The following is a 25,281-nucleotide window of genomic DNA, read 5'->3' on the forward strand; positions in this document are numbered from 1 at the left end:
ATCCCCATGGTACGCACCAGCAACAACCGAAGCCCGGAATTAGAGGCGATCGGTTCCGACATCGTTAAACGGCTCGGCGGCACATGGAAGCCCGGTGGGGCCATGTGCCTGTGCCCCGCGCACGCGGACCGGGCTCCGAGCCTCTCGGTGCGGGTCGGGGACCATGCGCTGCTCTTCAAATGCTTCGCCGGTTGCGACACGCGTGACGTCATCCACGAGATCCTGCGCCTCGACGAAAATGCCCTTCACCATGTCGAGAAAGCCGCAAAGGCGTCCTCAGCCATAGGAAAGGATTTGTGGCGGCGCCAGCGTGCGCAACGCATTTGGGACGATGCTCGGCCGCTCAGCGGGACGCCGGCCGAACTATACTTACGGCGCCGTCGCATTGCCATTCTGCCGCGCGCGCTCCGTTTCCATCCCCGCACACCTCTAGGCCAAGCCGACGCGGTGGATTTCCGTCCCGCAATGATCGCGGCGCTGCACGACGGCGGTTCCCACCCCGACGGGCGCTTCGTGGCGATCCAGCGGACCTTCTTCGACCGCGATGACGCACGCCGCGCCCGCGACCTGTCCGATCCAAGGATGATGCTCGGGCGGCCCGATCGCGCCGCCGTGATGCTCGCTCCAGCGACATTCGTTCTTGGTCTTGCCGAGGGCATCGAGACCGCGCTCTCGGCGATGATCCTGTTCGGCATTCCGGTATGGGCGACGCTGGGCAGCGACCGTCTGCACCAGGTTGCGATACCCGATTACGTGAGGCGGCTCGTCCTCTTCCCAGACAATGACATAGCGGGCGAGATCGGCGCCGCGAGCGCGATCGAGGTCTACGCGATGCCCGGACGCCTCATCGAGACCGAATACCCGCCGATGGGCTTCAAAGACTGGAACGACGTGCTGCGATTGGGAGGGGAGCGAATGAAGAGGCTGGCGAGCTAGTGGTCAAAATCGGACGCTTGGCACTCGGCACAGGCATGGCGGAACGACAATGAGTGGTGGTGAACGGTCTGACCGTTTCCGGGGACACGGCGGGCGATAGTTGTCGCCATCATCGGGCGCCGAATCGACTACAGGTGAAGGCCGAGGAAGGATGCGCCGGGGACCGGATTGAACGAGATCGGCTCCGCCGGTACGAAGCCGAACGCCGCATAGAGTTTACGAGCAGAGACGGACTTTTCCTGCACGTCGAGCCTCATTTCGCGGTATCCAACACCGCGAGCCTCCGCGATCAATCGTTCCACTAGCTTTTGGCCCACGTTACTGCCTCGTGCGGAAGGGCGCACATACAACCGCTTCATCTCGCATATGGCGGTGCTGACTTCGCGCAATGCGATGCAGCCTTCGATTTCGCCGTCTCGATCTGCAAGCAACACGCATCCTTTGGGTGCTGCATACTTGCCGGGCAAATTTGCGAACTCGGTGTCATTTCCCTGATAGTCGAGATTGACCGGGGAGTTTGCAATGAACTCACGCCAGATGCTCAGCACCGAAGCTGTGTCATCGGGAAAGATCGCGTACCTGATGATCGTCATAGCATGGGAGGTTAGCGACGATCATGGCGGCAATTGGACGAGGTCGTGGCAGCTCTGGAACGGCAGAGAATGGGGCGACAGTTGGGTGCCAAGCGTAAGATTTTCACCACTAGCCGGCCGCAGGCGCCTCGACGGGCGCTGTATCCGGTAGCGTCGCTGCAGCGTCGCCGGCCTTCGGTGCCCGGCTCCGTCTGGGCTTCGGTGCGGCCTTGGCCGCAATGGGCTTGGCGTCGCGATTCGCCGCATTACGCTTGGCATTCTTTGGCGCGACCGCCGCGGCTTCCACCGACGCAGCCTTTGTTCGAGCGAGCCGAACCGGTACGGCCTTAGCGGGAGCAGCCTCGACAGCAACCGGCATATGTGGACGGCTCCCTCTTGCAAGAGGCTGAGAGGATAATTTGATCGGATCGCTTGCGATCATATGTCCGGCCTTTTGTTGCGGCCACTGAGGACCGCTGGCCAAGATGGTTTCCGCAGCACAAGCTCCTAACACTGCCGCGGCCTAGAAGGCCATTGCCGGTTGCGGATTGTCTTGGGCCTTGGATCGATCGATCACACCATCTACTCGTTTCTTGCAAGATCCGGCATCAGGTCAACACGATAGCGCCTAGGATTTGCTCATCGTGTTTGGCTGATTCCTTTCACGCTGCGGCGGCTTGAACTGCCCGCGTAGTGCTTCGATGATACTGCTCGCCACTCACCATCATCTTCCAGGCGATCCGAGCGATCTTGTTGGCAAGAGCCACCGCTACAAGCTTCGGCTTTTTCCGATCAAGCAAGCCCAGGAGCCAGGGAGAGGCGTTCCGGCCTCGCGTCCGGCGAACATGGCCAATGACCGCAGTTGCTCCGACGATCAGTGTGCTTCTGAGCAACTCATCACCAGCCCGCGTGATGCCCCCAAGCCTGGTCTTGCCAGCGGTCGAATGATCTTTGGGCGTAAGCCCCATCCAGGCCGCAAAATCACGCCCGGACTTGAACAGCCGCGGATCGGGCGTCTTCATCATCAGGAAGGAGGCGCCGATCGGTCCAACACCTGGGATCTTGGCCAATCGCTGGCTGCATTCATTGCTGCGATGCCATGCCATCAGCTTCTCCTCGACCCGCTCGATCTCGCACTTAAGGGCACCGTACTCCTCCGCATGGAGCGCGAACAGTTCACGCGCCAAAGCTGGGATTGTCTCATCCGCGGCTATCGTTTCAAGCAAGGGCTCGATCCTGCACATTCCGGTTGCCGTGGTCACGCCAAACTCGGCCGCGAACCCGCGGATTGCGTTCGCAAGCTGAGTGCGCCGCTTAATCAGACGTGCGCGCATGCCTACCAGCATGAGCGCGGCCTGCTGGTCTGGGGTCTTCGCTGGCACGAAGCGCATCGTCGGGCGACTCATCGCCTCGCACAGCGCCTCGGCGTCAGCTGCGTCATTCTTGCCTCGCTTCACGTAAGGCTTGGCCAACTGCGGAGCGATCAACTTCACCTCATGACCGAACGAACCCAACAGCCGCGCCCAATGGTGGGAAGCTCCACAGGCCTCGATCGCGACGACCGTCGGCGGCAGCTTTTCAAAAAACCTGATCATCTCGCGGCGGCTCAGCTGCTTGCGTAACACCGGTCGTTCCGAAGCATCTACGCCATGCAACTGGAAAACGCTCTTTGACGTGTCGATGCCGATGCGGATAATATTTGTCACGGGCGGCTCCTTCATGTGAGTGTTTCAACGACCTCATCCTGGCACATCACGATGCCGTTGGGAGCCGTCCAACCCAACACTGCCGCTTCTGCGACACTTGCCGGCGCGGCTTCGGGTTCGGGCGCTGGAGGCGGCGACACGCCCTTGCGCTTTCCACCCAATCCAAGCCGCATCGCGACTTCGCGCCGCGCCGCGGAATAGCCCGGCGCGACCATCGGATAGTCGGCGGACAGGCCATAGCGCGCGCGATATTCGGCCGGCGTCAGTCCATGCGTCGAGAGATGACGCTTGAGCGCCTTGTATGGCTTCCCGTCGATCAGGCTCAGGATCTGGTCGGGCGAGGCAAGGCTTTCCTCCACCGTCACGGCCGGCCTGAAATCGGATGCGGGAGCGGGGACTTCGACCCCGTCTTCCTCGGTCTTCACTTCGGGCGCCGAGGCAGCGACTGGTGCGCCGCCCAGCAGGGCCCGTCGTGTGCCCTCGACGAGTGCAGGCAGTTCGCTGCTTGGGACGGTGTTGTTCGCAAAATAAGCGCTGAGTAGCGTCACGGTCAAAGACATGACGCCCGCTTCTTCGGTCTCGGCCATGCAACGTCCTTCTTCTGGCTGGAAATAGCGGTCTTGAACCGGGCTCACTTGCGCAAGCGTAAACGACAAGTGCCGAAATTCATCGCGCGAGTCAAAAAGGGAGGGGAGGAGGGCGGTCATGGTTGGCGTGGTTATTGGGCCGCGCAGTATCGTCCTGGAGAAGGCCCATGGCGGATCGGTTCCCGCGTAAATAGCCATCGACGGGCAAATCCCGCTCGCATGTATTTCCGAACTCATTCGGCATGTTCGCACTCGGTCAGCTGCGGACCACGGTGCGGCCCCTCCAGTTTCAACCCCGCTCATGCTCGGCGGCTTCGACCTTGGTCGGAGCCGCCCTTTTCGTTTCGAAAGGAAGTCATCATGCACGCATCTTCGCACATCGAGCTCCACAGCTTCACCGTCGAGATCGAATTCTCAAGCGGCGGTGAGCCCTATGCAACCGAGACCTACAAGGTCGAGGCCACCGACTGGTATCGCGCGCAGCGTGACGCGCTCGAGATGTCGGTCAGCAGTCCCTATGACAATGTTCGCATCCCCGACCTCACCCGCCGCGTGATCACGCGATAACCAACGGCGCAAGTGACGCGCACCGTGCGAGATTTCTCAACGCTCGACGTGGGGAAGCTCAACCCATTCGAAAACGACTGCCCCTCCACCGGGCCCTCCGGCCACGGGAGGGAAGGGGGAGGGGTAATGGTGATCCGACCGAGGTTGCCGTCATCCCCACCAATTCGGTGACCTGACCGATATCGATCGCGCGACTTCGCCATCGACAGCTCGACCCGCAGCAGCCGCACACACGGCCCGGCACGACGGGGCCTGTCACATTCCACGAGGAGATCAGCCATGGACGTACCGCAACCGACCTATCCCACCACGCTGCGACTCTCCAGGATCGTAAAGGGGGATAACCCCCGCCGCTATTTCGACCAGAAAAAGCATGATGATCTCGTAGCCTCGATCCGGCTGCGTGGCGTGCTCCAGCCCATCCTGCTTCGTCCGAAGGGCGACGTCTTCTCCATCGTCGCCGGCGAGCGCCGCTACCGGGCCGCGCTGGAAGCCTATGGTCCTGACGGTCACGTTCCTGTCGTCATCCGCGAAATGACCGATCAGGAAGCACTCGAAGCCGCGATCGCCGAGAATGACGACCGTGACGACCCTTCGGAAACCGAGCAGGCGGATGCCGCCGTCCGCTACCTCGCAGCGTGCCAGGGCGACCGTGCCGAAGCCGCAGGACGGCTCGGTTGGTCCCGGGCCAAGCTCGATCGCCGCCTGGCGCTCGCCGAGCTCAACGACTCCGTCAAGCTCGCACTCGATGAACGCCGGATCAAGATCGGGCATGCCGAGCTGCTCGCGGCCGTGCCCGGCGACAAGCAGGACAAGGCCCTCGAAACGATCCTGAGCGCCGGCCTCGACGTCGCCAAGACGCGCGAACTGCTCATGCGCGTCACGCAGAACCTTGGCAACGCCTGCTTCGATAAGACCGAATGCACCACCTGCCCGTTCAACTCGGGTGCGCAGCGCGTCCTCTTCGAAACCCATGTCGACGACGGGCACTGCACCAATCCGACATGCTTCGAGTTGAAGACCCAAACCGCCGAAATGATCCGTTTCGAGGAGCAGGAACGCGCCGAGAAGGCAGCAAGGGCCGCGGCTCCGCCTGCTGGCGATGACGGTGATCACGACGAACAAGAGCCGTCCGTCGACGATACCGCGTCGGCGGGAGACTCCCGACATCCGTCAGCCGACGATGCCCGATCCTCCGGCGGGAACGAGACGCGCTCATCCGCCCGTTCGCCCTCGGTCCCTTCCGCGAGCAGCACGTCGACCGCGCACAAGCAGACCGTCACGGCCCAATCGATCGCGCGACGCATCACCGACCTGCGCGAGGCGACATGGCGAACCGCGCTCGCGCGTGCGCTTGCCGGCAATGGTGGCCGCGCCCACACGACGATCCTCGTCGCCGCGATGTCCGGCACGCTCTCGCAGATCAAGGCCGAGACCCTGACCTCGCGCGCCGGCTTGCTGGTCGGCGCCTCCTTCCCGGACCTTGACTATGGCGCCAAGATCACCGCGATCCAGGCGCTGCCCAACCGCCAGGCGGAAGTCGTGCTTTCGATCATCGGCGCCGCCTACGCCAAGGATGTTCTCGCCTTCGGGCATGTCGCCGACCTCGCAAGGGTCTTCGAGGTCGACCTGCGCGACAGCTGGCAGGTCGATCAGGCGTTCCTCGAACGCTACACCAAGGACGAGCTCAAATTCATCGCCCAGGAATGCGGTCTGGTCGCTCATATTGGCGAGAAGGCCTTCGCCAGGCTCCTCACCTCCAAGAGGGTCGACCTCATCGCGGGCATGCTCAACCGAACCGGGTTCGATTGGGCCGGCCGTCTGCCGAGCGCCATGACGCTCGACGGCCAATATGGCCCGCCTCCGATCCGTGCCGTCCCGCCGGCCCAAGCGCCGATCCCCGAAATCGCTGCCTGACCCGCACCCACGCTCTTCCAGGACAAGGACTGACCACCATGCTGATTGCAAGCCTGCTCCCGCTGCTCACCCGCTACTCGCTCGGCTTCGACCTCATCGCCGGCCCCGACGACACCGTCACCCTGACCGTCATTCCCCGCAAAGCGGAAGGCCCGGGTTCCAAGCTCGAATCCGGCGAAACCCGGCCGATCTCGATCACGGCGAGCGCCGCCGAGATCGATGCGGAACTCGCCAAGGGGCCGGACGGCGCGCTCGGGCAGCTCATCGCTTCGCGCAAGACGCTCGCCGACCAACTCGCCGAGCAACGGCAGGTGGCCGAAGACGCGAAGGCCGCCGCCGCGGAAGCCGCGAAGGCGAAGACCGCGCCGCCGCCGCCCAGGTCGACCGCGCACGCCGTCGCCACGAAACCTGCGGCCCCGAACAGTCCGCCGGCCAACGCAAAGCCGGACGAACCCGCCAGCCTCTTCTGACGGACGTCGCTCAGCCTGCTCCACGATCACAAGCCCGAGAGACTAACCATGAAGATCAATCATCTCACCCGCACATATAGATATGACGGCATCGACCTTCCGGTGCCGCCGCACCTCGCGAACGACCCGGAAGGCCTGCGCGCCTACCATGCCACGCTCTATCCGGCGATCCTCAACGCCGAGATCGCGGATGCCGGCGTGTCGGGCAGCGCGCACGTCACCGAATATCGCCGCGCCGTCGGCACCAAGGGCTGATCATGCCCCACGGCAAGCGCGCGGCCATTCCGGCAGCGCCCCGCAAGACGCTCCTCCAATGGATCGAGTCCGACGATGGCGACACGACCGACTTCACCTCGCCTGCCTGCAGCACGCACGTCCAGGCCCTCCACGCGCGGCTTCTCCTCGACCCGGAAGACCACTCGAGCGAAGCCACCGAGCCGCTTCAACCGCCTCCGGGCCTCAGCCTCCCGCCCCTCGGCTGATCTCGCGGGACGATCCGTCGCGCTCTCCGACGATATTCCCGCCCTCTTCGACCATCCGCTGGGACCGCATCACAAGCTGATCGGCGGCTGGGTCGCGGCACGGGAAACGTCGCCGAGGCAATATACCCGCGCGCAGGCCCGTCGCCGCATCGAACAGGTCTTTGGTGCAGCGGTGCTTGAAATCCTCGCGCCGGTCGACCTCGCCGACTTCCGGATGACCGTCCTGAAGGGCGAGGACGGCGACCCGCCGGCGATCGCCATCGTCTGCGACAGCATGGGGCAGATGGACCTCGGGTGGATCGAGACCAGCGATGCGCCGATCTCCTGGCGCGCCGCTGCCTATCGCGCGCTCGAGCAAAACCTGGGCTGCGTGCTTCCGGTCTTCGGCTACCAGGACCTCTTCGACCAAATCGCCATGTACTATTGGGACGGAGAGACGGAAGACGAAGGCGCTCGTCAATCCCTGATCTACTACCATGGCGCGGACGAGGCCGACCTCGAGGAGCAGGCGCTGCCGTCCACGATGAACGCCCGCCGCCTCGATTGGATGATCACGGCGAACGCCGCACCACCGGCGCAACTCCCTACCGGCCTGCGACAGAAGCTGCGCAGCCTCCATCATGCGCGGCGCGCCTTGAAGCGGCTGCAACCGGAACGCAATGCTTGGCACTTCGACATCGATCTCATCTACCAATACGTCCCCGGCTTCGAGGAATGCTCGTCATTGCCGCCGCTGACGCTCGTGCCCACAGAGCAGTTCGCGCCCGAACTCGACGATGTCGGCCGCCACGGCATGGAAATGGGCTTCATGGACATCGCCGGACTCTGCCCGCTGCCGGAAGCGGGTCGGATCGACGACTGGCTCACCTCATTGCGGCTTGGCGCGGAATTCCTGCTCGCCGCCCAGCATCTGATCCAACTGGATCCCACCAATCTGTGAGGCCGATATGCCCGATCATAACACCCATTTCGAAGCGAGCGGCGGCGGCGTGGTGCTGACCAACGCCATCCTGCTCTACCGGCGCGACGCGCCCCGCAACATCAATTCCTACGGTGCGACCCGACGGGATGCGCCGGCCTTTGCCAGCATCCACGCGGTAGGGCACGATGACGAAGGCCAGCCGTCGATCGGTGCGGGGGCTCCGCTGACACGCGCGCACTTGCGGCAATGGACCGAGGCGCTTGGCCGGACCGTCCTGCCCGAGATACTGCCAGCCAACGTGCTGGTTGCCCATCCCGACATGCTCGCATGGTGGATTCCCGCACAGGTGCGCTCAGCCTATTTCGCCCTGTCGGGCCCGCCTGCCGGCCTCAAGGCCCTGTCCGAGCGAACGATCCTGCCGGTCCCGTACCCGGCGCATCTGTTTGTCGCCACCCGATCCGGTCTTGGCGTCTATGCTATTCCGACAGACGAGCGCCCCACCGCCGACACCGAGCTGCTGCACTCGCCGGTCCTCAATGTCTACGTCGACGGGCGGCTTTGCTGGGGGAACATCCCGCAGCCGAAATCGCCGACGATCGCGTCCATCCCGGAATTCGAGCGCGCGGTATTCGACTCCTGGTCGACGCACCCCAATACGGGCCAGGAACTGACCGTCACCGGCAAGGGGGGACTTGTCAGGCTCTGGGACGATCTCGCCGCGCGACGGGCGGTCCGCTTTCCAGTCCGCCGTCTCAGGCCCTTCCGCGGCCAGCAAACCTCGCGGGCAGCTTCGGCCGAGCCGATGACGGTCGGGATGCTTATTGCGAGCGCGCGGCGATGACCCTGCTTGCCGATGATCCGACAGCCGCCGCGGTGCTCTCCGCTGTACCCTGCTACCCGGTTCCGCCCCACGGGCGATCGCCCGCCCTCGATGCGCTTCGCGCCGCACGCACCGGCCACGGTCTCGCCATCGGGAACGACGGTGTCATGCTCATCCTGCGCCGGGCCTGGCTCGCGCTCGATGTTCCTCTAACGCCGCCGATCTCCGCTTATCTCCCCTATGGCAGCGCCGGCGAGCCAAGGGCCGATCTGCGGTGCGGACTGATCCCGCGCGAGCATCTTGTGTCCATTCTCGAGCATTTCTATGCGGCCTTGCCTAACGAGGCCGCCGGGTTCGTGGTCTGGAACGAGGCGACCAAGGCCTTCTCGTTGCATTTCCCCGCCATCGACGAGGCAACGCCTTCGCGCCTCGTGTACCGCACGCCTGTCCTGGCGCCTGATTGGCATGTCGTCTGCGACATTCACAGCCACGGATCCGGTCGTGCATTCTTCAGCGCCACCGACGATGCCGACGACGCCGATGCCACGAAGATCGCGATCGTGATCGGCCGGCTCGACCACGCGGACGGCCTGGAAATGGCGTCGCGCCTCTGCGCCAACGGCTTGTTCCTGGCTGTCCCGCGCAGTCCTTTCTCAGGAGATGATGATGCAGCCTGACCACAAGGACCGCCACTATCTTCCCGCCGCCTTCGACAATCGCACCATAAGGATACTGCTCGCCGGCTGCGGAGGGAACGGCGCTCAGATGTTGATGGGTCTCGCCTCACTGGACACGGCACTGCGGGCGATCTCCTCCCGATCGCTCCATGTCACCGTGGTCGACGATGATACCGTCAGTGAAGCCAATCTCGGCCGCCAGCCCTTTTACCGTTGCGATCTAGGGAATTCGAAGGCGCGCACACTGACCGAAAGGATCAACCTCGCACACGGGCTCTCCTGGGAGGCGGTTCATGGTCGCGCACCCGGCGCGATCGGTGTGGAAGACGCCGACATGCTCATCACCTGCGTCGACACCGCCTCGGCCCGTCGCACGATTGGTTCGGCGCTTGGCGCGAGGAAATCCATGCCCAGCTACTGGATGGATCTCGGAAATCGCGCGACCGACGGACAATATCTTATCGGCTGCCCGGGCCGTGCCAATGACAAGGCCGTCCGACGTCTTCCGACCGTGCTCGAATATTTCCCGGAACTCGCAGACGAAAGCTCGGCCGACGACAATGCCCCGTCATGCTCGGTTGCCGAGGCGCTCGAGCGTCAATCGCTGTTCGTCAACCGCGTCCTGGCGAGCCACGCTCTCGCGCTTTTGTTCGATCTCCTCGGGCGCGGCTCCATCGGCCACGCTGGCGCCTTCCTCAACCTCGCCAGCGGGCAAGCCGTCCCGATCCCGCTGCCGCGAAGCGACTGAAGCAGCGCGCCTGACCACCCGCCTTCGCAGGCAAAGACATTTCCTATGTCCTCGATCCGGATTTCCCCATCCCGCGGTCGCGACGCACCGTGGACCTCAACGAACTTTTGGAAGGAGGATGTGTATGACACACATTACCGGCAATGGCTGGACGCTCCATTACACGATCGGTCGCGAACTGGCTGCCAAGGTCGAGCCAGGCGACATGGTTCATTTGCCTGGCGGCCGTGGCGACTTGATCGTGCTCGGCGGGCGAGCGCCGCTGCGCGTCAATGACAGCGGCGGCGTGATCGTGCGTGATCCCGGCACCCGGACCATCGATGGGCAAGAGGCCCGACCGGGAGCATTAGGCATGGTCTGGATCAGCGCTGCTGGCGGCTGGTCGGAGATACCGGCATGACCGAGAATTCCCCAACCGGCTACAGCGCCGAGGCCGTGCAACAGCAAATCGAGCGCGATCGCCAGCGCCACCGGATCAGCAAAAAAGAAGAGCGGCTGATTCATGCGCTGCTGAAAGGCTCGGCGAGTAATCGACCGCCTCCGACTCAACCCTCACACAGCGATGAGGGCTGCGGCCCAATGGCCAAGAAACCCTGACCGCCGCTGCTTCACGCTTCTGTGGACGGAACGCCGGGCGGAGAATGGCATGTTGGCGCTTCCGGTACGCCCCGCACCGTGATATATATCTTTGATACCTACCACAGGCATAGGAGGCGAACATGGAAATCGCCAAGATATTCAAGACCGGCCGCTCCCAGGCCGTGCGTTTACCCAAGGAGTTTCGCTTCGAGGGAGATCAGGTTCGCATTCGACGCGAAGGAGATGCCGTCATCCTCGAACCGATCTCGTCCGACTGGAACTGGCTCAAGGCGCTGGTTGGTCCGGTGGACGAAGATTTTGAGGCCGCGGTCAACGAGCCACAGAAGTTCGAAATTCGCGACGCCATGGACCCTGACGCATGACGTTTTCGCTCGATGCCAACACAATCATCGCGCTGTTCAAGGGGAACAAGCAGGTCTGGAAGAATCTCGAGCGGCACAGCACGCTCGATTGCGTCGTGTCGTCGATCGTCATGCACGAACTCTATTTCGGCGCGTTCAACAGCGCGCGGGTCAAGGAGAATCTGGATCGGATCGGGGCCTTGCGGTTCGAGGTCGTGGACTTCGCGCGCGGAGATAGCCGAACGGCCGGAGAGGTTCGAACGAACCTGGCCCGTATAGGTAAACCCATCGGGCCGCTCGATACCCTGATCGCGGGCCAGGCGCTCGCGCGCGGGTTCACCGTGATCACCCGCAATATCCGCGAGTTCTCCCGCGTCGAGGGGCTTTCTTTCGAGAATTGGGAAGACTGAGCCGCCGAAGAGCAGAGCGAGGGGAGGAAGAGGGCGGAAGGCAATCCAAAAGGAGATTGCCATGCTCACCACCCGCACCCAACGCTGACGCGATCGGCGCTGCCGCTGGATCCCGAACGCCACGGAAATCGATCCCAAGCACCTCGCCGTCGATGTCATCAGCACCAAGCGCCAGGCGGCGCCCTTCGTGCAGGCGCATCACTATACGGCCTCTATACCTGTCGCGCGCCTTTCGGTGGGCCTCTTCGCAAATGGCAAGGGCGGTCGTTCCGAGCTGGTCGGAGTGTGCGTCTTCTCGCACCCGGTCAACAACGCCAGCGTGCCCAAGAGCGCGGGTCTCACCGATCCACGGACGGCTTGCGATCTCGGGCGTCTCGTCATCGACGATTCCCAAGGCGGCAACGCCGAGACTTTCATGATCGCCCGAGCATTCCGGCTCCTGCGGCGCGAGAAGCCTGAAATCCTCTCGGTCATCTCCTACGCGGATCCCGTGCGACGCGTCGACGCCGATGGCCGACTGGTCCTGCCCGGGCATATCGGCCTCGTATATTGCGCGGCCGGGAGCCAATATTCTGGGAGATCGAGCCCGCGCACCGACTTGATCCTGCCTGACGGCCAGCCGATCTCCTCGCGCACCATATCCAAGATACGCAACGCCGAGTGCGGCCAGCGCTATGCGATGGACGCGCTTCTCGAAGCGGGGGCGAGGCCTCCGCACTTCGGCGAGAACCGCGCGGATTGGCTCGCCGACCTTGAACGAACAGGGTTCCTGCGCAGGCGGCGCCACCCCGGCTGCCATACCTTTCTTTTTCCTCTCACGAAGGCAGCCCGGATCGCGGCCCGAAAGGTCCCGATCCTGCCTTACCCGGTACTCGATCGCGCCGCGACGCAAGGCGATGTCACCGCGTTGCCGCTGCTTCAGTTCGCAGCTTGAACGGCCGCGCAAAGGACTCCCGACATGATCGACATCTTCGATCCCGCCGACGCGGGATGCTGGATAGCGCGCGGCCGTCCGGCCCACCACGCTCGAGCGATAGCCGATGCCTGGAGATGCTTTCCCGATCTTCCGCACGACGCGCCGCTGGACGTCCGCATGGCGCGGACCCGCGAGCGCGTCCAGATGCTTGGTCCGCTGCACGAAGCGATCCGACTGGAGACCGAGCAACAGCGTAGGGCTGCGAACTTCACCTTTGTCGAACGGCAGATCGCGCAGGGCAGCACAGACAGTCGCCATGTCGCCATTCTCCATGCTCGCAACATTCATGGTTATGACTGGGACGCCGCCGTTGCGTATGCCGATGGCCGCTATGCCGCGCGCGCCGGATGGTTGGCACGGCCGCCGTCGTCGCCCCGTCCGGACCAACCGGATGTTCGCCGACCCGCTTACCATCAGGGCTTTCTGGATGGCGGCGGCCAACCCGACGACGTCTTCGACGTCGCCCGACGATCCTTCGCGGCCACTCCGTCCGAGCCCATTCGCGCGGATACCCCGCGAGCCGCACGCCCGCTTCCCAGCCAATGGCCAAGCCCGAGCGACGTTCCTCCACCCGTTTCATGGCATCGGCGTCTGCTTCTGCTCGGCGAATCCGAAATCACGGCAGGGGCTATCGGCATCCTCGCGATGCTGCACCAACGGCCCGGATACGAAGCCGCGGCCCTTTTTGTGGTCAACGCCGAATCCGGGCTCCGCCCGCTATGGACATCGACGGGCCCGGCACCTGGCGATGGTGCTACGCTTCGCCAGTTCCTGCGCCAAGGCGACTATACCGATATTCTGGTCGTTGCCGACGACGCGGAACTCGGCCGCATCGACGCTGATGCCGATATGCTGCCTCTCGCCCGAACAATGGAACGGACGCGCAATTCAGTGCTCCAGCAGCGCGCGCAGTTCCGCCATTGGCTCGCGCGCGGCCGCGCGCCCGGCGACCAATTTGCCGCCGGACACATCCGCTGGAGCAAGATGGCCGCTGGCCTTTCGGGGCGCCTCGGGGATTTCACCGCGCGTTACGGTGGCCCAGCGGAGCCTCGTGGCCACCGCATCGTCGTCGAGGACGCAAACGGTCAATTGGCGCTCGGTTACCGCACCGCGCTCGGCCGGGAACTCCAGCCCGAGATCGTCATCGGCAATAAGGGCCATGCCCGAAGCGCGATGGCCGACCTGCTACGCCAATATGCCGCTGCGCTTCGCCTGGGATGATCCGATCCGGTGCCAGCTAGCCATTTGATCGCTGACGCTCAGACGCAGCTGTGCTGGCCATGCCCAGCCGCTGCTCCGAGCACATCGAAATCCAAAGCAGTCCGATCCAGCCCCCGTGTCAGGCGGGAGCAAACCTACGGAGGTTATCATGGCCAATCGAGTACCCGCGTCCATCCGATTGGGTGGAACGCTCTCCGCAACCGCCTATGACGAGTTGGCGGACATCATCCTCGCCGAGCGGCTGTCGGTCGAGTGGGATGGCGAACCCTTCGATCCGTCCCATCGCACGCCCGGCCAGCCACTCAACCTCTATGCTCACGGCGTCGTGGGTGGACAATTCGAGGACCTCGAAGCGCGATGCATCGAGCTGAACCTGCCTTTTATCCGCTCGTGCGACGGCTATCCCGGCGAGTGGAATCCCGAACGCGTCGTCTTCACCGGCGAGGGCGGGCCGGCTTCCTATCCGGCCGACGAAGGCGGCTACGTCGTGTTGAACCGGGGAACTGCCGAAAAGCTCGGCTCGCTCGAAGCGATCATCGCCTGGTTCGACGCTGCCGATTTTCGCCTGCCGCCCCTCATCGTCGAAGGCGATCCCGCCGACACGTCGCTCTCAGAAAGGAAATCATCATGACAATACAACGCAAGGTGCTCGTCGTCATGCGATCCAGCCATCTCCACACCGAGCTGGTCGAGATCACCGCCAAGGTGAACGTCATCGGCGACGCCATCAGTCCCAGGGTCGGAGCCGACCTCGCCGCGATCGAACGCGAGGCGCGCAAGGCCTTGCGTCGCCAGGAGCCTCTTCCCGGACAGACGGAGTCAGGTTTCGGTCCCTGGTACGACCCCGAACGCGCCTTCGAAGTCGACTTCGTGCTTTGCGCGCCCGTCGACGCGGCGATGAACCGGGGCCGGATCGTGCCGGTCGAGCAGGTCGAGACCGAGACCGAGACCGTCCAGCGCTGGGGCAAGGGAAGGGAGACGAACGATGCCTAGATACCAGGTCGACGTGAAGGCGTTCATCTCCGTGATCGTCGATGCGCAAGACGCCGCCCAGGCGCAGGGTCGCGCCGACCGTTTCGTCGAATGGCTGTCCCCGACAATCGAGCAGATCGACGATTACAGTTCCGACCACGAGCCGATCGACACCGACACCGGCCCGTTCGACGTCGATGGTGAAAGCAGCGTCGAGGAGATCGACGAATGAGCAAGCTTCATCATGTCCATGTCTATGCGACGATCAGGGTCAAGGTCGCGGTAACGGCGGAGGATCACACCGACGCAATGCGGCAAGCCGAAGGAATCGTCGGGACGGGGATATTCCCTGTCCGCCTGCTTCCCAATGCTGCCGCAGTGCTCGACGCAGAGCCTGCCGAGGAGATCACCGGTTTTCTGGTCGATGAAACGGACGATCCGGAGTTCGAGAAGAGCTGTTCCTATGACGCGGAATACAGGCCCCTCGGAGCGCAGGACGGTCCGCACTGACCGAAAGGAGGGGAGGAGGATGGGGAGGGGCGCTCCGTTTGCTGGAGCGGTCTGGAGCTTCCCCATGAAAATCGAGCTAAAGCACATCCAATATAGCGCCGCGCTGTCGCAAGAAACGGCTGCTTACACCGCTGAGATCTGGATCGACGGCGAGCTGGCCTTTCACGCCCGAAACCAGGGAACCGGCGGCGCTGATTTCTATCATCAGGTCGGCCGATGGACCGAAGGCGAAGTCGACGCCTGGCTCAAGGCCAACCGGTCACCGCGCTCTTTCGGCGACATGACCTTCGATCATGATCTCGAGGCCGAGATAAGCGACCTTCTTTCGCGCGCCGTCGAAGGCCGTCGGCTGAAGCGCTTGCTGCGCACCAATCTTCTCACGATCGAGAATGATCAGATCCTGCAATATCCGCTGCGGAAGCGGCCGCTTGCGACCATCGAGCGCGCAGTGCGCGCCACCAATCCCGACGCTGTCGTCGTCAACGACGCCGGCGATGAGGTGTTCGGGCGAGCTTGGACCTTCTGCTCTCAAGCCACTGACACTCCAAATCGGAGATGGCCATGATCCTGGTTCTTGCGACCGTGGCCTCTGGAACGACGGCGCGCCCTCGATAGCGATCGTCCGACGCACGTCTGGCGAGGCCAGTTCTTTGCCGGCCGCTGGAATCCGGGCGCGCGCAAATCCGCCTCTTTGCCCTTCCGACCACATCGCTGCCCGGTGTCCGGCACGAACCCGAGACGCCGTGCGGCACCCTTGAAATCACCGAAAGGAAGCACCCCATGCGAAACAGTGCATCCGCGCTGGCTCTCCAGCTGAGCCTCGACTTCGACCAGATCGTTGCGTCCGCCAGCGAGGCCATTGCCCGCGACATTCGGGAAACGGCGCTCCTTCCATCGGCCGCGATCTCCCTCACCGCTGCCGCATCGCCAGTTTCGTCCTTCGACTTCTCGCTCGCTGCGGGGCGGGACTTGGCGCCATCCTGGAAGGGCCGCGCACGGGACAACGTCGAGGCGATCAAGCTTTTGAACCTCCTGGATCAAGAGCAAAGACCGGCAACACCGGCCGAACAGGAGCGCATCGCCAGGTTCATCGGGTTCGGCGCTTCCGAGCTTGCGAACAGCATCTTCGCGGATCGCTCGGAGACATTCCGGGAGGGCTGGGAAGACCTCGGAAAGAGCCTGATCACCGAAACCACCGACCGCGAGCTCCAGTCGCTCAAGCGCGCTACGCAATATGCCCACTACACGCCCGAGTACATCATCCGGGCCATGTGGGACGCCGCCCGGGTCCTTGGCTTCAGCGGCGGGCATATCCTTGAGCCGGGATGCGGAAGCGGCCTGTTCATGGGGCTTCGGCCGCCCGATCTCTCCGACGGCACGGTGTTCGTCGGCATCGAGAACGACCCCGTCACCGCCCGCGTCGCCAGCGCGCTCTATCCCAACCAGGTCATCCGCTGCATCGACTTCGACAAGGCATCGCTGCCCGGCGATTTCGACCTGGCGATCGGCAATCCGCCTTTCTCGAACCTCTCTATCCACAATAAGACGCAACTCGGCCGCCTGGGTCTGTCGCTCCACGACTTCTTCATCGCGAAATCGCTCGAACACGTCCGGCAAGGCGGCATCGCGATGTTCGTGACGTCGCGATATTCCCTCGACAAAAGCGACCCGAAAGCGCGGCTCCATATAGATTCCATCGCCGATTTCCTCGGCGCGGTGCGCCTGCCGAGCAAGGCCATGAGGGAGGAGGCCGGCACCGACGTCGTCGTCGATATCCTGCTCTTCCAGAAGCGCGCGCCCGATACTCCGTTCGCCATGCGAAACTGGATCGAACTGGCCGAGGTTCCCGACAGCGACGAAGGGTTCGGGTCGCTCCGGATCAACAGCTATTTCCTCGACAATCCCGACCATGTTCTCGGCGTCCACCAATGGCAAAGCGGCCAGTACGGCATGGAATATTCCTGCGCGGCCGAGCCCGGGGTCGACCTGAGGGACGCGCTCTCGTCCACCTTGTCGGCGATCGCATCAAGACAGGCAGGCATCTATCGCCCCGTCGAGCGCACCACGTCACTGCGCGACAAGTTCGACGTCACCTTCGACCTCGACGTCGGCACCGCCGCCGACGAAGCGGAGTTCAAGGAAGGCAGCTATCTCGTTTCGGACGGCATTCTGCGACAGATCGTCAACGGACTTCCGACCGCGGTCGAGGTGAAAAACGGGCGCGGCGGTTCGGGCATGTTCGCCAAGCATGCCAACATCGTCAGGGGGCTGATCCCCATCCGGGATACGGTCCGCGCGATCCTGCGCGCCCAGCTCAATGACCGGCCCTACGCCGACTGCCAAGAAAAGCTGCTCAGCCACTACAGGCACTTCATCAAGAAGCATGGGCCGATCAACCGGACCATCACCAGCATCCGCATCGATCCGGAAACCGGCGCCGAGAAGGAATATCAGCGCCGCCCTAATCTTCAGCCCTTCCTCGATGACCCCGACGTATGGCTGGTAGCCTCGATCGAGAATTATGACGAGGCGGATGACGCCGGCACGCCGGGTCCCATCTTCACCGAACGCGTCGTCAAGCCGCCGGTTGTCCAAGAGATCCAATCGGCCCAGGATGCCCTGGCGCTGTCGCTCCATGATCGCGGCCGCATCGACATTCCGCTGATCGCCGGGTTGCTCGGGATCACCGAAGTCGAAGCGCTCGCCGACCTTGCCGGTGATGTCTATCTCGACCCCGTCCGCAGCACGCCCCATTTCGACAATTGGGTTCCGGCCGACGAAGCCCTTTCGGGGCCTGTCCGCACCAAGCTGGCCCTGGCGCGGGAGAAGGCCGAAACTGATCCGCGGTTCAATGCGACCGTAACTGCTCTCGAAGCCGTCCAGCCCGTCGATCTCAAACCGAGCGAGATCACGGCGCGTCTCGGGGCGCCCTGGATTCCGGTGGACGTCATCGAAGCGTTCGTCGCCGAAGCCATGGAGGTCCAGACCCGGATCCGTCATACCGTGGCGCTCGCGAGCTGGACGGTGGACAAGGCCCCGTTCCTCGGACACGTCAGTTCAACCTCGACCTGGGGCACTGCGCGCCGCAGCGCGGCCGACCTGCTCGAAGACGCGCTCAATTCCCACATACCCAAGATCTACGACATCCACCGGGAGGCGGACGGTTCGGAGCGCCGGGAACTCAACACGACCGACACCGAAGCCGCAAAAGAGAAGCTGGCGGCGATCAAGTCGACCTTCGAGACCTGGGTCTGGCAGGAAAGCGATCGCGCCGACCGGCTCGTGCGGATCTACAACGATGCCTACAACAACCTCGTACCCCGCGCATTCAACGGCAAGCATCTGCATCTGCCGGGCGCATCGACGGCGATCAGGATGCGCGATCACCAGAAGCGCGTCATCTGGCGTATCCTAGCCGCCGGCTCGACCTACGTCGCCCATTCGGTCGGCGCAGGAAAAACCTTCAGCCTGTGCGCCGCCGTGATGGAGCAGCGCCGGCTAGGTCTCGTGAACAAACCGATGATCGCGGTGCCCAATCACTGCCTGGCCCAGATCGCGCGCGAGTTCCTGATGCTCTATCCCACGGCACGGATCCTCGTTGCCGACGATACGAACTTCGTGCGCGAGAAGCGTCAGCGATTCCTGGCGCGCGCGGCAACCGGCAGCTGGGACGCCATCATCATCACGCATGATGCCTTCAAGTTCATCCCGACGCCCGCCGCATTCGAGAAGCAGCTGATCGAAGACCAACTCGCCAGTTACGAGGTGCTGATCACGGGCATCGACAACGAGGATCGTGTCTCCCGCAAGCGCGTGGAGCGCCTGAAGGAAGGGCTGAAGAACCGACTCGAAAATCTGCAGGCCCGCAAGGACGACCTCGTGCATATCGGCGAGATCGGTATCGACCAGATCCTCGTCGATGAAGCCCAGCAATTCCGCAAGCTGACCTTCGCGACAAATCTGGGCGACCTCAAAGGGGTCGATCCGGCGGGTTCGCAGCGCGCCTGGGACCTTTATGTGAAGAGCCGTTATCTGGCCGGGATCAATCCCGGACGCGAGTTGATCCTCTCGTCTGGAACGCCGATCACCAACACCCTCGGCGAGATGTATACGCTGCAGCGCTTCATGCAGCCCGACGAGCTCACCGCGAAGGGCTTGCACGAGTTCGACGCCTGGGCGGCGAACTTCGGCGACACGCGCACCGAACTCGAGCTGCAGCCGAGCGGTAGCTACAAGCCGGTCACCCGCTTCTGCGAGTTCGTGAACGTCGCCGACCTGATGGCGATGTACCGCAGCGTGGCCGACGTCGTGCTGAAGGACGATCTGCGCCAATATGTCCGGCTGCCCACCATCAAGGGCGGGAAGCGGAAGATCATCGTCGCCAAGTCGGGCGCGCCCTTCAAAGCCTATCAGAGGGTGCTGGCCGGACGCATCAAGGCCATCGAGAACCGCAGCGGACGGCCACAGAAGGGCGACGACATCCTCTTGTCGGTGATCACCGACGGCAGGCACTCCGCGATCGATCTCCGCTTCGTCGACCCCATGATGGGGAACGAGGAGGGCAACAAGCTCAATCTCCTGATCGAGAACGCATACCGTATCTGGCACGAGACGCGCGACTATCGCTACACGGACCCCGAAACCGGCAAACCTTACCCGCTGCCCGGCGCCGTACAGATGATCTTCTCCGACCTCGGCACCGAGGCCGCGCTCGAGACGCGGGGCTTTTCCGCTTATGTCTGGATCCGCGATCGACTTGTCGCGATGGGCGTGCCTGCGGACCAGATCGCGTTCATCCAGCACTACAAGAAGAACAGTGCGAAGCAGCGCCTGTTCAACGACCTCAACCAGGGACGAAAGGGTTTCGTCGTCGGCTCGACCAGCATGATGGGCACCGGGGTAAACGCGCAACAACGCCTGATCGCGATGCATCATCTGGATGTCCCCTGGCTCCCCTCCGATATCGAGCAGCGCGAAGGCCGGATCGAGCGCCAGGGGAACCAGAACGACGAAATCGAGCTCTACGGCTACGCCACGAGCGGCTCGATGGATGCCACCAACTGGCAAATGCTCGAGCGCAAGGCGCGCTTCATCAACATGGCCATGTCGGGCGACCGCTCCATCCGGCGGATCGAGGACGTCGGTTCCAACGTCAATCAGTTCGCCCTGGCAAAGGCGCTCGCATCCGGCGACGACCGCCTGATGAAGAAAGCGGGTCTCGACGCCGAGGTGGCAAGACTCCTGCGCCTGCGCGATGCGCATATCGACGACCAGTTCAATATCCGCAGGACGATCAGGCGAACGACAGATGATATCGAGAACTGCCGCCGGCAGATCGCCTGGCTGGAATCCGACATTGATCAACGTATTCCCACCGATGACGACGAAATCATCTTCGCTTCCGACGGCACGATCATCGCCGACCGCAAGGCCGCCGGGGAAAAGATCCTCCGACAGGCTCACGAGATGCGAGCGAGCGGCATTCCCACGCGCCAGATGCTCGGAAACTTCAACGGCATCGACCTGGAGATTTCGGGCTATGAGGCCAGAGATGACGACGGGCATCGGTGTATCTGCACCACGATCGCCATTCAGCACCACGGCGAACATCGCGGATTCGAAGTCACCGACAAAACGCGGTCGAGCACCGTGGTTGGCCGCATCGAGTCTTCCATTCGCAATCTCGACGCCGACCTCGCCAACCTGAGGGCAAACCTCGAAGCCGATGAACGGCGCCTCCCGGCGTTCGAGGCGCGCCTGGGTCAGGAATTCTCTGACACTGAATTGCTCGAAGACAAACTTCGGGAACTCGCTGACCTCGAAGCCGAGCTGGCAAACACCAAGGGCGAGTTCGAACCAGGCAACGATAACGCGCCCTTGGCCGAGGGCACCCAAGGCGACCTGCTGCCCGACCCGGCTGTCTCTGCCGCCTGAGGGCACCGATGGAGCGTGACCTAAGTCCTCGCCAGAATCCATATGTGAAAGGATATCCTATGGCTGATCACACGCGATCCGCGCATCTCGCGCTGCTGGCGCGCGCCAAGACCGCCCTGGCACCCCATGCCGGGGCATCCGGTGACATTGCCGACACCATTGCCGATCTCGACGCCGCCATGGGACGGATCAACCAGATGCCAATTCCCTGGGGCCTTCCTGTCCATCTCGCCATAATCAGCCATGGTCACGGGACCAATGTCGCCGCCGCCGTCAGCCACAAGGGGCTGGTGGAACAGGTGGCGGTCTTCTGTCGATCGCGATGGGGTGAGATCAACGACAGCCGTGATCCCGACCGCGTCGATGATCCCGCTGTGGTGCGCGACTATTTCAATCTTCACCCCGAAGACCAGCTCCTCAGCCGCATGGAGTGGATCGAACCGGAAGTCGGTTATGATCGCGAGCGCCTTGAGATCGGAAACTATCTCGCCATGTCATCGTGCCATGTTTCATGGCCGACGACCGCGATGATCGACGAGTGGATGACACGCGAACCGTCCGACCGTCCCATGAGCATCGCCGATACGCATTATGGCTGGCTTATATGCACCATTGCGTCCTCGTTCGGCGACCCATTCGCGATTCCGGCCGACCTAACCGATACGCTGACATTCGCGCAAAAAAAGGGTTGCGACTACCTGATCCTGGATCGCGATGCCGCCGCGACCGACCGGCTGCCACATTTCGAGTGGTGACCACCTGACGGGAGGGAAGGGGGGAGGGGATTTGGGCGGGCGTGAAGATGCGTCCGGACCCCAGGAGAAATCCCCATGTCCTATGACCTGGCCTTTCGGCACCAGCAGGCGCTCGACCCTTCGGCGCTTCCTACCCTGGCAACCGCCCTCTACGCGCTCAATGCCGCGATCGAGGACTGCCGCAACGCCGGGCGACCGCAAGACAGCGATCCGGCCGTCATCCTGCTCGCACGCCACCTCGGCACCATCGCCTCGGAGATCGAGGACTCCGATGTCGAACTTCGACGTGCCTGCATCGACGCCATCGCCGATATTCGGCGCAGGCCCGCACTGATCGCGCTGGCCCACAAGGGCGTCGCCTATGACGAACCCGCGAAGAAGCTGTTCCACAGCGACGGTCGCAAGGCATTGCGCGCGCTGGCCGACGCGCTCGGCCTCGCTGAAGACAGTTACGATATTCGTTCGAACCGTGGGGGCATCGCCGTAAGCGGTGAAGTGATCCTCCACGGCGTGAGCATCTACGTGCAGCTCAGCCTCGGCGCGATGGGTTTCAGCCGCGAAGTGATGTTCCGCAAGGTTGCCGGCCGCAAGGACTATGTCGGCGATCGCAACAACTGGGCATCGGTCGACGAGCTGGTCCAGCCGGTGCGATTTGCGGCGCGCATCCGCCGCGAACTGCATCTTCCCCGCTCCGACGCTGCGGCAACGCTGCTGGTCGCCTGAAGGAGATCCACCATGGACATCATCGTCGCCCGTTCCCGCATTGCGGGGACGCTGCCTCACTATGTCTATCGCGCGCTGGTGCCCGCCGACACGGTATCCGCCGAACGCCGGGCGCTTGCCGGTACCGTTGCCGGCCCGAAAAGCGTCGGGCGCGTCCCATGCGTTCGCATAGCCCTGCTGCTGGCGCCCGTGCGCTATTTTGCGATGGAACATGCCGAGCGAGGCGGGCTTGCTCCCCGCATCGGTCTCCTCGCGCGCCGGATCGAGACACTGATCATCCGAGCCAATTTCCCCGAGATGACCGCAGGCTCGCTGCCCATCGTGTTCCAGCTCGATGATGACCCCGGTGATGCGTTCACCTGGATCAATATTGACGATCTTACGGACGCTTTCGACCGTCTCGAACCCGATTTCGACATCCTCACCGCCTTCGATCTCGGACTTCGCGACGCCGATGGCCGCCGCGCCGCGTGACGCCGGGCGCCCAACTTCCCTCACCCCGAACCGGAGAATCCATGTCATGACCGTTATCGGACACAATTTGATCCGCAGGGTCGAAAGCTTCGACGGCTATGAAATCCTCGCCCATCCGCTTCCCAGCCGCGACGACCGCGTCTTTCATCGCGGTGAATTCGAAGCCTCACGCGTCTCGGTCACCTATGCCTCCCATGATGTGCGGATTGCCCGACCGACGGGCACCGGGAGCAGAGGCCGACTTGCAATCCTGATGCACCATGGCGGTGGCCGTCATGTTCTCGAATTCTACGAAAGCGCGTTGCCGATCGCTTCGGCGCTGCTCGCCCTCCCGGAGCGGGAGCAATATGCCCTTGCCTATACGCTCTTCGAGCAGGCGGACGAATGCGCCGACGGCGCCCGCGCCGCCGAAGCAAGGCGATGGGCCGATGCGTTCGTGGACGGCCGCATTCGCAAACGCCGCAGCGGCGGCAAGCGCTATGTCCATATCGAAACTCCGGACGAAAAGACGCTTCGGCTTTCCCAGCCCTGCCTGAAGTTCGGGTTCCCGCCCGACCAGTTCGCCGGCTCGCCGCCAGGCGATCGCTCAGACTCTCAAGCCATCAGCCGCGCCGATCCCCCATCGGCGTGATGCACCGATTTGCCCCCGGCACATGACCGCCGCGCCCCTTGAAAGGACGATCAATGACCAGCTTCACCGCAACATATAGCCCCGAGGACAACAAGATCCGCCTCTATGCGTCGTCGCGTCTCGACGCCGAGACCTATGCACGGGTCAAGGAGGCTGGCTTCCAATGGGCCCCGAAGCAGGAGCTTTTCGTTGCTCCCAAATGGACGCCGCAGCGCGAGGACCTTGCCGTCGAACTGGCGGGCGAGATCGAAGCCGAAGAGATGACGCTCGCCGAACGCGCCGCGATCAAGGCCGAACGTCTCGACGGCCTCGCGCACAAACGCCACGCCGAAGCCAATGCCTTCGCCCGCCGTGCCGACGAGCTCTCGCAGGCCTTCCATATGGGCCAGCCCATCCTTGTCGGTCATCATAGCGAGCTGGACTTGTAACGGTTGTATAATCGCATCCCTGCAGTCAAGCGTGGTTGGCATGGGAAGGCTAATCGCGTCGGGCAGGGCGTCGACACGTTAATCAACCTTGTGCTTGTTTTTCTCAATACGGCGTGTCGCGCGAGGGTTTTCGTATGCCGGGAGCAGGGTTGTCTTCGCGGTCGGCATAAAGCCGCCGCATGATGGGTCTCCGCAGGCAAGGTCTTCCTATGTTTTGTGCGCAGTCTTTAAAAAGCTGCAGCCGTTAAAGCGGAATGACCTGACCCACGTCCGCGGCAGGGACGCCTCAATACGTCAGATGCTGACGCGCTGAGAAGTTAAGCWGGTGAATTGGTTATGCGGTGACGCCAGCCGATGTGTTGAATGCCTCTCCTGTTTTGAGCATTGTGTGCATGATGACTGCCAGTTTGCGGGCCACAGCGACCGCGGCGCGCTTGAAGCCCAGCCGCTCGCGYAGCCTGAGGCCCCAGTCTCTGAGGCCGCTCTGGTTGCTAGCGCTGGTGCGCGTGAGAATGACCGTTGCCGCCTCGTATAAGAGGCGCGCAGATGGTTGTCGCCTCGCCGCGAGATGTGGCGTCATAATCCACTTCGCCTGATTGGTAACGCCGCGTGGTAAGCCCGAGCCAGGCGCCGACCGCGCAGTGAGTTTGAAGTTTGCGGGGTCTTCGATCGCCGCAGCATAGGAGACGGCCGTGACCGCCCCGACTCCCGGGATCGTCATCAGCAGCTTGATTGCCTGGCTTTGCCGGGCTGCGGCGAGCAACTGACGATCAAGTTCAGCGGCGCGCTTGCGGATGTCGCGCCAGSCTCCAGCAAAGGCAATATGATCTGTGCCAGGCCATCCCTGCCGTCCAGAAGCTCGCGGACATTCCCGTCGAAATACACGGCCTGTACCCTTGGGA

The 25,281-nt window shown here is 63.3% G+C and carries 29 protein-coding genes and 1 pseudogene; 26 read left to right on the forward strand and 4 right to left on the reverse strand.

Annotation, left to right across the window (positions count from 1 at the left end):
* The first annotated feature begins 6 nt into the window (after positions 1 to 6).
* Positions 7 to 936, forward strand: a complete 930-nt coding sequence (locus tag BF95_RS15940) for a DUF7146 domain-containing protein (RefSeq protein ID WP_043152480.1) — start codon at positions 7 to 9, stop codon at positions 934 to 936.
* A 128-nt stretch (positions 937 to 1,064) separates the two neighbouring features.
* Here the strand turns inward: BF95_RS15940 and BF95_RS15945 are convergent, their stop codons facing one another.
* From BF95_RS15945 to BF95_RS15955, 3 genes are all read right to left on the reverse strand, one after another.
* Positions 1,065 to 1,529 carry a GNAT family N-acetyltransferase gene (locus tag BF95_RS15945; RefSeq protein WP_043152481.1) on the reverse strand — a complete coding sequence of 155 codons (465 nt, stop codon included), beginning with the start codon at positions 1,527 to 1,529 and terminating at the stop codon, positions 1,065 to 1,067.
* 641 nt (positions 1,530 to 2,170) lie between these two features.
* Entirely contained in the window at positions 2,171 to 3,214 is a 1,044-nt protein-coding gene (locus tag BF95_RS15950; protein ID WP_152542766.1) for an IS110 family transposase, read from the reverse strand.
* An 11-nt stretch (positions 3,215 to 3,225) separates the two neighbouring features.
* Positions 3,226 to 3,801 (reverse strand): MucR family transcriptional regulator, encoded by a 576-nt coding sequence (locus tag BF95_RS15955; RefSeq protein WP_200866988.1) that lies wholly within the window; start codon positions 3,799 to 3,801, stop codon positions 3,226 to 3,228.
* A gap of 360 nt (positions 3,802 to 4,161) precedes the next feature.
* Between BF95_RS15955 and BF95_RS15960 the strand changes: the two genes are divergently transcribed.
* The 25 genes from BF95_RS15960 to BF95_RS16075 all read left to right on the forward strand — a co-directional run bounded on the left by BF95_RS15960 (position 4,162) and on the right by BF95_RS16075 (position 24,379).
* A complete protein-coding gene (locus BF95_RS15960; protein WP_043152484.1) occupies positions 4,162 to 4,368 on the forward strand; it encodes a hypothetical protein in 207 nt (68 codons plus the stop codon).
* Positions 4,369 to 4,647: 279 nt separating this feature from the next.
* Positions 4,648 to 6,285, forward strand: a complete 1,638-nt coding sequence (locus tag BF95_RS15965; RefSeq protein WP_043152485.1) for a PRTRC system ParB family protein — start codon at positions 4,648 to 4,650, stop codon at positions 6,283 to 6,285.
* Between the two features lie 38 nt (positions 6,286 to 6,323).
* Positions 6,324 to 6,755 carry a PRTRC system protein E gene (locus BF95_RS15970; RefSeq protein ID WP_043152487.1) on the forward strand — a complete coding sequence of 144 codons (432 nt, stop codon included), beginning with the start codon at positions 6,324 to 6,326 and terminating at the stop codon, positions 6,753 to 6,755.
* Between the two features lie 48 nt (positions 6,756 to 6,803).
* On the forward strand, positions 6,804 to 7,010 hold the full coding sequence (locus BF95_RS15975; protein ID WP_043152489.1) for a PRTRC system protein C: 207 nt from the start codon (positions 6,804 to 6,806) through the stop codon (positions 7,008 to 7,010).
* A gap of 75 nt (positions 7,011 to 7,085) precedes the next feature.
* A complete protein-coding gene (locus BF95_RS15980; protein ID WP_043152492.1) occupies positions 7,086 to 8,177 on the forward strand; it encodes a hypothetical protein in 1,092 nt (363 codons plus the stop codon).
* A 7-nt stretch (positions 8,178 to 8,184) separates the two neighbouring features.
* Positions 8,185 to 9,000: a PRTRC system protein B gene (locus tag BF95_RS15985; protein WP_043152493.1), complete on the forward strand. Its 816-nt coding sequence runs from the start codon at positions 8,185 to 8,187 to the stop codon at positions 8,998 to 9,000.
* Positions 8,997 to 9,656, forward strand: a complete 660-nt coding sequence (locus tag BF95_RS15990; protein ID WP_043152494.1) for a PRTRC system protein A — start codon at positions 8,997 to 8,999, stop codon at positions 9,654 to 9,656. The genes BF95_RS15985 and BF95_RS15990 overlap by 4 nt, the downstream gene beginning before the upstream one ends.
* Entirely contained in the window at positions 9,646 to 10,404 is a 759-nt protein-coding gene (locus tag BF95_RS15995) for a PRTRC system ThiF family protein (protein WP_043152525.1), read from the forward strand. Before BF95_RS15990 ends, BF95_RS15995 begins: the two co-directional genes overlap by 11 nt.
* A gap of 124 nt (positions 10,405 to 10,528) precedes the next feature.
* Positions 10,529 to 10,804 carry a hypothetical protein gene (locus BF95_RS16000; RefSeq protein ID WP_043152495.1) on the forward strand — a complete coding sequence of 92 codons (276 nt, stop codon included), beginning with the start codon at positions 10,529 to 10,531 and terminating at the stop codon, positions 10,802 to 10,804.
* Positions 10,801 to 11,001, forward strand: coding sequence for a hypothetical protein (locus BF95_RS27440; protein WP_048578449.1), 201 nt, complete (start codon positions 10,801 to 10,803; stop codon positions 10,999 to 11,001). Before BF95_RS16000 ends, BF95_RS27440 begins: the two co-directional genes overlap by 4 nt.
* 122 nt (positions 11,002 to 11,123) lie before the next feature.
* The gene (locus BF95_RS16005) at positions 11,124 to 11,366 is read left to right on the forward strand and encodes an AbrB/MazE/SpoVT family DNA-binding domain-containing protein (RefSeq protein ID WP_043152496.1); all 243 of its coding nucleotides are present in this window, start codon (positions 11,124 to 11,126) and stop codon (positions 11,364 to 11,366) included.
* Entirely contained in the window at positions 11,363 to 11,755 is a 393-nt protein-coding gene (locus tag BF95_RS16010; protein WP_043152497.1) for a type II toxin-antitoxin system VapC family toxin, read from the forward strand. Before BF95_RS16005 ends, BF95_RS16010 begins: the two co-directional genes overlap by 4 nt.
* 157 nt (positions 11,756 to 11,912) lie before the next feature.
* On the forward strand, positions 11,913 to 12,689 hold the full coding sequence (locus BF95_RS16015) for a Mom family adenine methylcarbamoylation protein (protein WP_443018380.1): 777 nt from the start codon (positions 11,913 to 11,915) through the stop codon (positions 12,687 to 12,689).
* A gap of 24 nt (positions 12,690 to 12,713) precedes the next feature.
* Positions 12,714 to 13,952 carry a hypothetical protein gene (locus BF95_RS16020; RefSeq protein WP_043152498.1) on the forward strand — a complete coding sequence of 413 codons (1,239 nt, stop codon included), beginning with the start codon at positions 12,714 to 12,716 and terminating at the stop codon, positions 13,950 to 13,952.
* A 148-nt stretch (positions 13,953 to 14,100) separates the two neighbouring features.
* Positions 14,101 to 14,583: a hypothetical protein gene (locus BF95_RS16025; RefSeq protein ID WP_043152499.1), complete on the forward strand. Its 483-nt coding sequence runs from the start codon at positions 14,101 to 14,103 to the stop codon at positions 14,581 to 14,583.
* Positions 14,580 to 14,945, forward strand: coding sequence for a hypothetical protein (locus BF95_RS16030; protein ID WP_043152500.1), 366 nt, complete (start codon positions 14,580 to 14,582; stop codon positions 14,943 to 14,945). Before BF95_RS16025 ends, BF95_RS16030 begins: the two co-directional genes overlap by 4 nt.
* Positions 14,938 to 15,156, forward strand: a complete 219-nt coding sequence (locus BF95_RS16035) for a hypothetical protein (RefSeq protein WP_048577606.1) — start codon at positions 14,938 to 14,940, stop codon at positions 15,154 to 15,156. The genes BF95_RS16030 and BF95_RS16035 overlap by 8 nt, the downstream gene beginning before the upstream one ends.
* The gene (locus tag BF95_RS16040; protein WP_043152504.1) at positions 15,153 to 15,434 is read left to right on the forward strand and encodes a hypothetical protein; all 282 of its coding nucleotides are present in this window, start codon (positions 15,153 to 15,155) and stop codon (positions 15,432 to 15,434) included. Before BF95_RS16035 ends, BF95_RS16040 begins: the two co-directional genes overlap by 4 nt.
* 64 nt (positions 15,435 to 15,498) lie before the next feature.
* Positions 15,499 to 15,999 carry a hypothetical protein gene (locus tag BF95_RS16045; protein WP_051520072.1) on the forward strand — a complete coding sequence of 167 codons (501 nt, stop codon included), beginning with the start codon at positions 15,499 to 15,501 and terminating at the stop codon, positions 15,997 to 15,999.
* A 215-nt stretch (positions 16,000 to 16,214) separates the two neighbouring features.
* The gene (locus tag BF95_RS16050; protein WP_043152506.1) at positions 16,215 to 21,368 is read left to right on the forward strand and encodes a lactate dehydrogenase; all 5,154 of its coding nucleotides are present in this window, start codon (positions 16,215 to 16,217) and stop codon (positions 21,366 to 21,368) included.
* Between the two features lie 59 nt (positions 21,369 to 21,427).
* Positions 21,428 to 22,123 (forward strand): DUF5983 family protein, encoded by a 696-nt coding sequence (locus BF95_RS16055; RefSeq protein WP_043152508.1) that lies wholly within the window; start codon positions 21,428 to 21,430, stop codon positions 22,121 to 22,123.
* Between the two features lie 75 nt (positions 22,124 to 22,198).
* Entirely contained in the window at positions 22,199 to 22,846 is a 648-nt protein-coding gene (locus tag BF95_RS16060; RefSeq protein WP_043152509.1) for a hypothetical protein, read from the forward strand.
* Between the two features lie 12 nt (positions 22,847 to 22,858).
* A complete protein-coding gene (locus BF95_RS16065; RefSeq protein ID WP_043152512.1) occupies positions 22,859 to 23,320 on the forward strand; it encodes a hypothetical protein in 462 nt (153 codons plus the stop codon).
* Between the two features lie 46 nt (positions 23,321 to 23,366).
* Complete coding sequence (locus BF95_RS16070; RefSeq protein WP_235209800.1) at positions 23,367 to 23,951, forward strand: hypothetical protein; 585 nt, start codon at positions 23,367 to 23,369, stop codon at positions 23,949 to 23,951.
* Between the two features lie 53 nt (positions 23,952 to 24,004).
* Positions 24,005 to 24,379 carry a DUF3560 domain-containing protein gene (locus tag BF95_RS16075; protein WP_043152513.1) on the forward strand — a complete coding sequence of 125 codons (375 nt, stop codon included), beginning with the start codon at positions 24,005 to 24,007 and terminating at the stop codon, positions 24,377 to 24,379.
* 334 nt (positions 24,380 to 24,713) lie between these two features.
* Here BF95_RS16075 and BF95_RS16080 read toward each other — a convergent pair.
* Positions 24,714 to 25,281, reverse strand: a pseudogene (locus tag BF95_RS16080) (IS110 family transposase); the annotation flags it as partial.

This window comes from Sphingobium sp. Ant17 (assembly GCF_000588875.1).
Lineage (GTDB): Bacteria > Pseudomonadota > Alphaproteobacteria > Sphingomonadales > Sphingomonadaceae > Sphingobium.

What these genes read in the sequence shown, in the direction of transcription:
- BF95_RS15995 (WP_043152525.1), top strand. Translation starts at nt 9,646, where the DNA reads ATGCAGCCTGACCACAAGGACCGCCACTATCTTCCCGCCGCCTTCGAC.
- BF95_RS16000 (WP_043152495.1), top strand. Translation starts at nt 10,529, where the DNA reads ATGACACACATTACCGGCAATGGCTGGACGCTCCATTACACGATCGGT.
- BF95_RS15965 (WP_043152485.1), top strand. Translation starts at nt 4,648, where the DNA reads ATGGACGTACCGCAACCGACCTATCCCACCACGCTGCGACTCTCCAGG.
- BF95_RS16010 (WP_043152497.1), top strand. Translation starts at nt 11,363, where the DNA reads ATGACGTTTTCGCTCGATGCCAACACAATCATCGCGCTGTTCAAGGGG.
- BF95_RS15990 (WP_043152494.1), top strand. Translation starts at nt 8,997, where the DNA reads ATGACCCTGCTTGCCGATGATCCGACAGCCGCCGCGGTGCTCTCCGCT.
- BF95_RS16045 (WP_051520072.1), top strand. Translation starts at nt 15,499, where the DNA reads ATGAAAATCGAGCTAAAGCACATCCAATATAGCGCCGCGCTGTCGCAA.
- BF95_RS16040 (WP_043152504.1), top strand. Translation starts at nt 15,153, where the DNA reads ATGAGCAAGCTTCATCATGTCCATGTCTATGCGACGATCAGGGTCAAG.
- BF95_RS16020 (WP_043152498.1), top strand. Translation starts at nt 12,714, where the DNA reads ATGATCGACATCTTCGATCCCGCCGACGCGGGATGCTGGATAGCGCGC.
- BF95_RS15985 (WP_043152493.1), top strand. Translation starts at nt 8,185, where the DNA reads ATGCCCGATCATAACACCCATTTCGAAGCGAGCGGCGGCGGCGTGGTG.
- BF95_RS16005 (WP_043152496.1), top strand. Translation starts at nt 11,124, where the DNA reads ATGGAAATCGCCAAGATATTCAAGACCGGCCGCTCCCAGGCCGTGCGT.
- BF95_RS16075 (WP_043152513.1), top strand. Translation starts at nt 24,005, where the DNA reads ATGACCAGCTTCACCGCAACATATAGCCCCGAGGACAACAAGATCCGC.
- BF95_RS16060 (WP_043152509.1), top strand. Translation starts at nt 22,199, where the DNA reads ATGTCCTATGACCTGGCCTTTCGGCACCAGCAGGCGCTCGACCCTTCG.
- BF95_RS15945 (WP_043152481.1), bottom strand. Translation starts at nt 1,529, where the DNA reads ATGACGATCATCAGGTACGCGATCTTTCCCGATGACACAGCTTCGGTG.
- BF95_RS16025 (WP_043152499.1), top strand. Translation starts at nt 14,101, where the DNA reads ATGGCCAATCGAGTACCCGCGTCCATCCGATTGGGTGGAACGCTCTCC.
- BF95_RS15970 (WP_043152487.1), top strand. Translation starts at nt 6,324, where the DNA reads ATGCTGATTGCAAGCCTGCTCCCGCTGCTCACCCGCTACTCGCTCGGC.
- BF95_RS15940 (WP_043152480.1), top strand. Translation starts at nt 7, where the DNA reads ATGGTACGCACCAGCAACAACCGAAGCCCGGAATTAGAGGCGATCGGT.
- BF95_RS15980 (WP_043152492.1), top strand. Translation starts at nt 7,086, where the DNA reads ATGGCGACACGACCGACTTCACCTCGCCTGCCTGCAGCACGCACGTCC.
- BF95_RS16070 (WP_235209800.1), top strand. Translation starts at nt 23,367, where the DNA reads ATGACCGTTATCGGACACAATTTGATCCGCAGGGTCGAAAGCTTCGAC.
- BF95_RS27440 (WP_048578449.1), top strand. Translation starts at nt 10,801, where the DNA reads ATGACCGAGAATTCCCCAACCGGCTACAGCGCCGAGGCCGTGCAACAG.
- BF95_RS16035 (WP_048577606.1), top strand. Translation starts at nt 14,938, where the DNA reads ATGCCTAGATACCAGGTCGACGTGAAGGCGTTCATCTCCGTGATCGTC.
- BF95_RS16065 (WP_043152512.1), top strand. Translation starts at nt 22,859, where the DNA reads ATGGACATCATCGTCGCCCGTTCCCGCATTGCGGGGACGCTGCCTCAC.
- BF95_RS15955 (WP_200866988.1), bottom strand. Translation starts at nt 3,801, where the DNA reads ATGGCCGAGACCGAAGAAGCGGGCGTCATGTCTTTGACCGTGACGCTA.
- BF95_RS16050 (WP_043152506.1), top strand. Translation starts at nt 16,215, where the DNA reads ATGCGAAACAGTGCATCCGCGCTGGCTCTCCAGCTGAGCCTCGACTTC.
- BF95_RS15975 (WP_043152489.1), top strand. Translation starts at nt 6,804, where the DNA reads ATGAAGATCAATCATCTCACCCGCACATATAGATATGACGGCATCGAC.
- BF95_RS15960 (WP_043152484.1), top strand. Translation starts at nt 4,162, where the DNA reads ATGCACGCATCTTCGCACATCGAGCTCCACAGCTTCACCGTCGAGATC.
- BF95_RS16030 (WP_043152500.1), top strand. Translation starts at nt 14,580, where the DNA reads ATGACAATACAACGCAAGGTGCTCGTCGTCATGCGATCCAGCCATCTC.
- BF95_RS16055 (WP_043152508.1), top strand. Translation starts at nt 21,428, where the DNA reads ATGGCTGATCACACGCGATCCGCGCATCTCGCGCTGCTGGCGCGCGCC.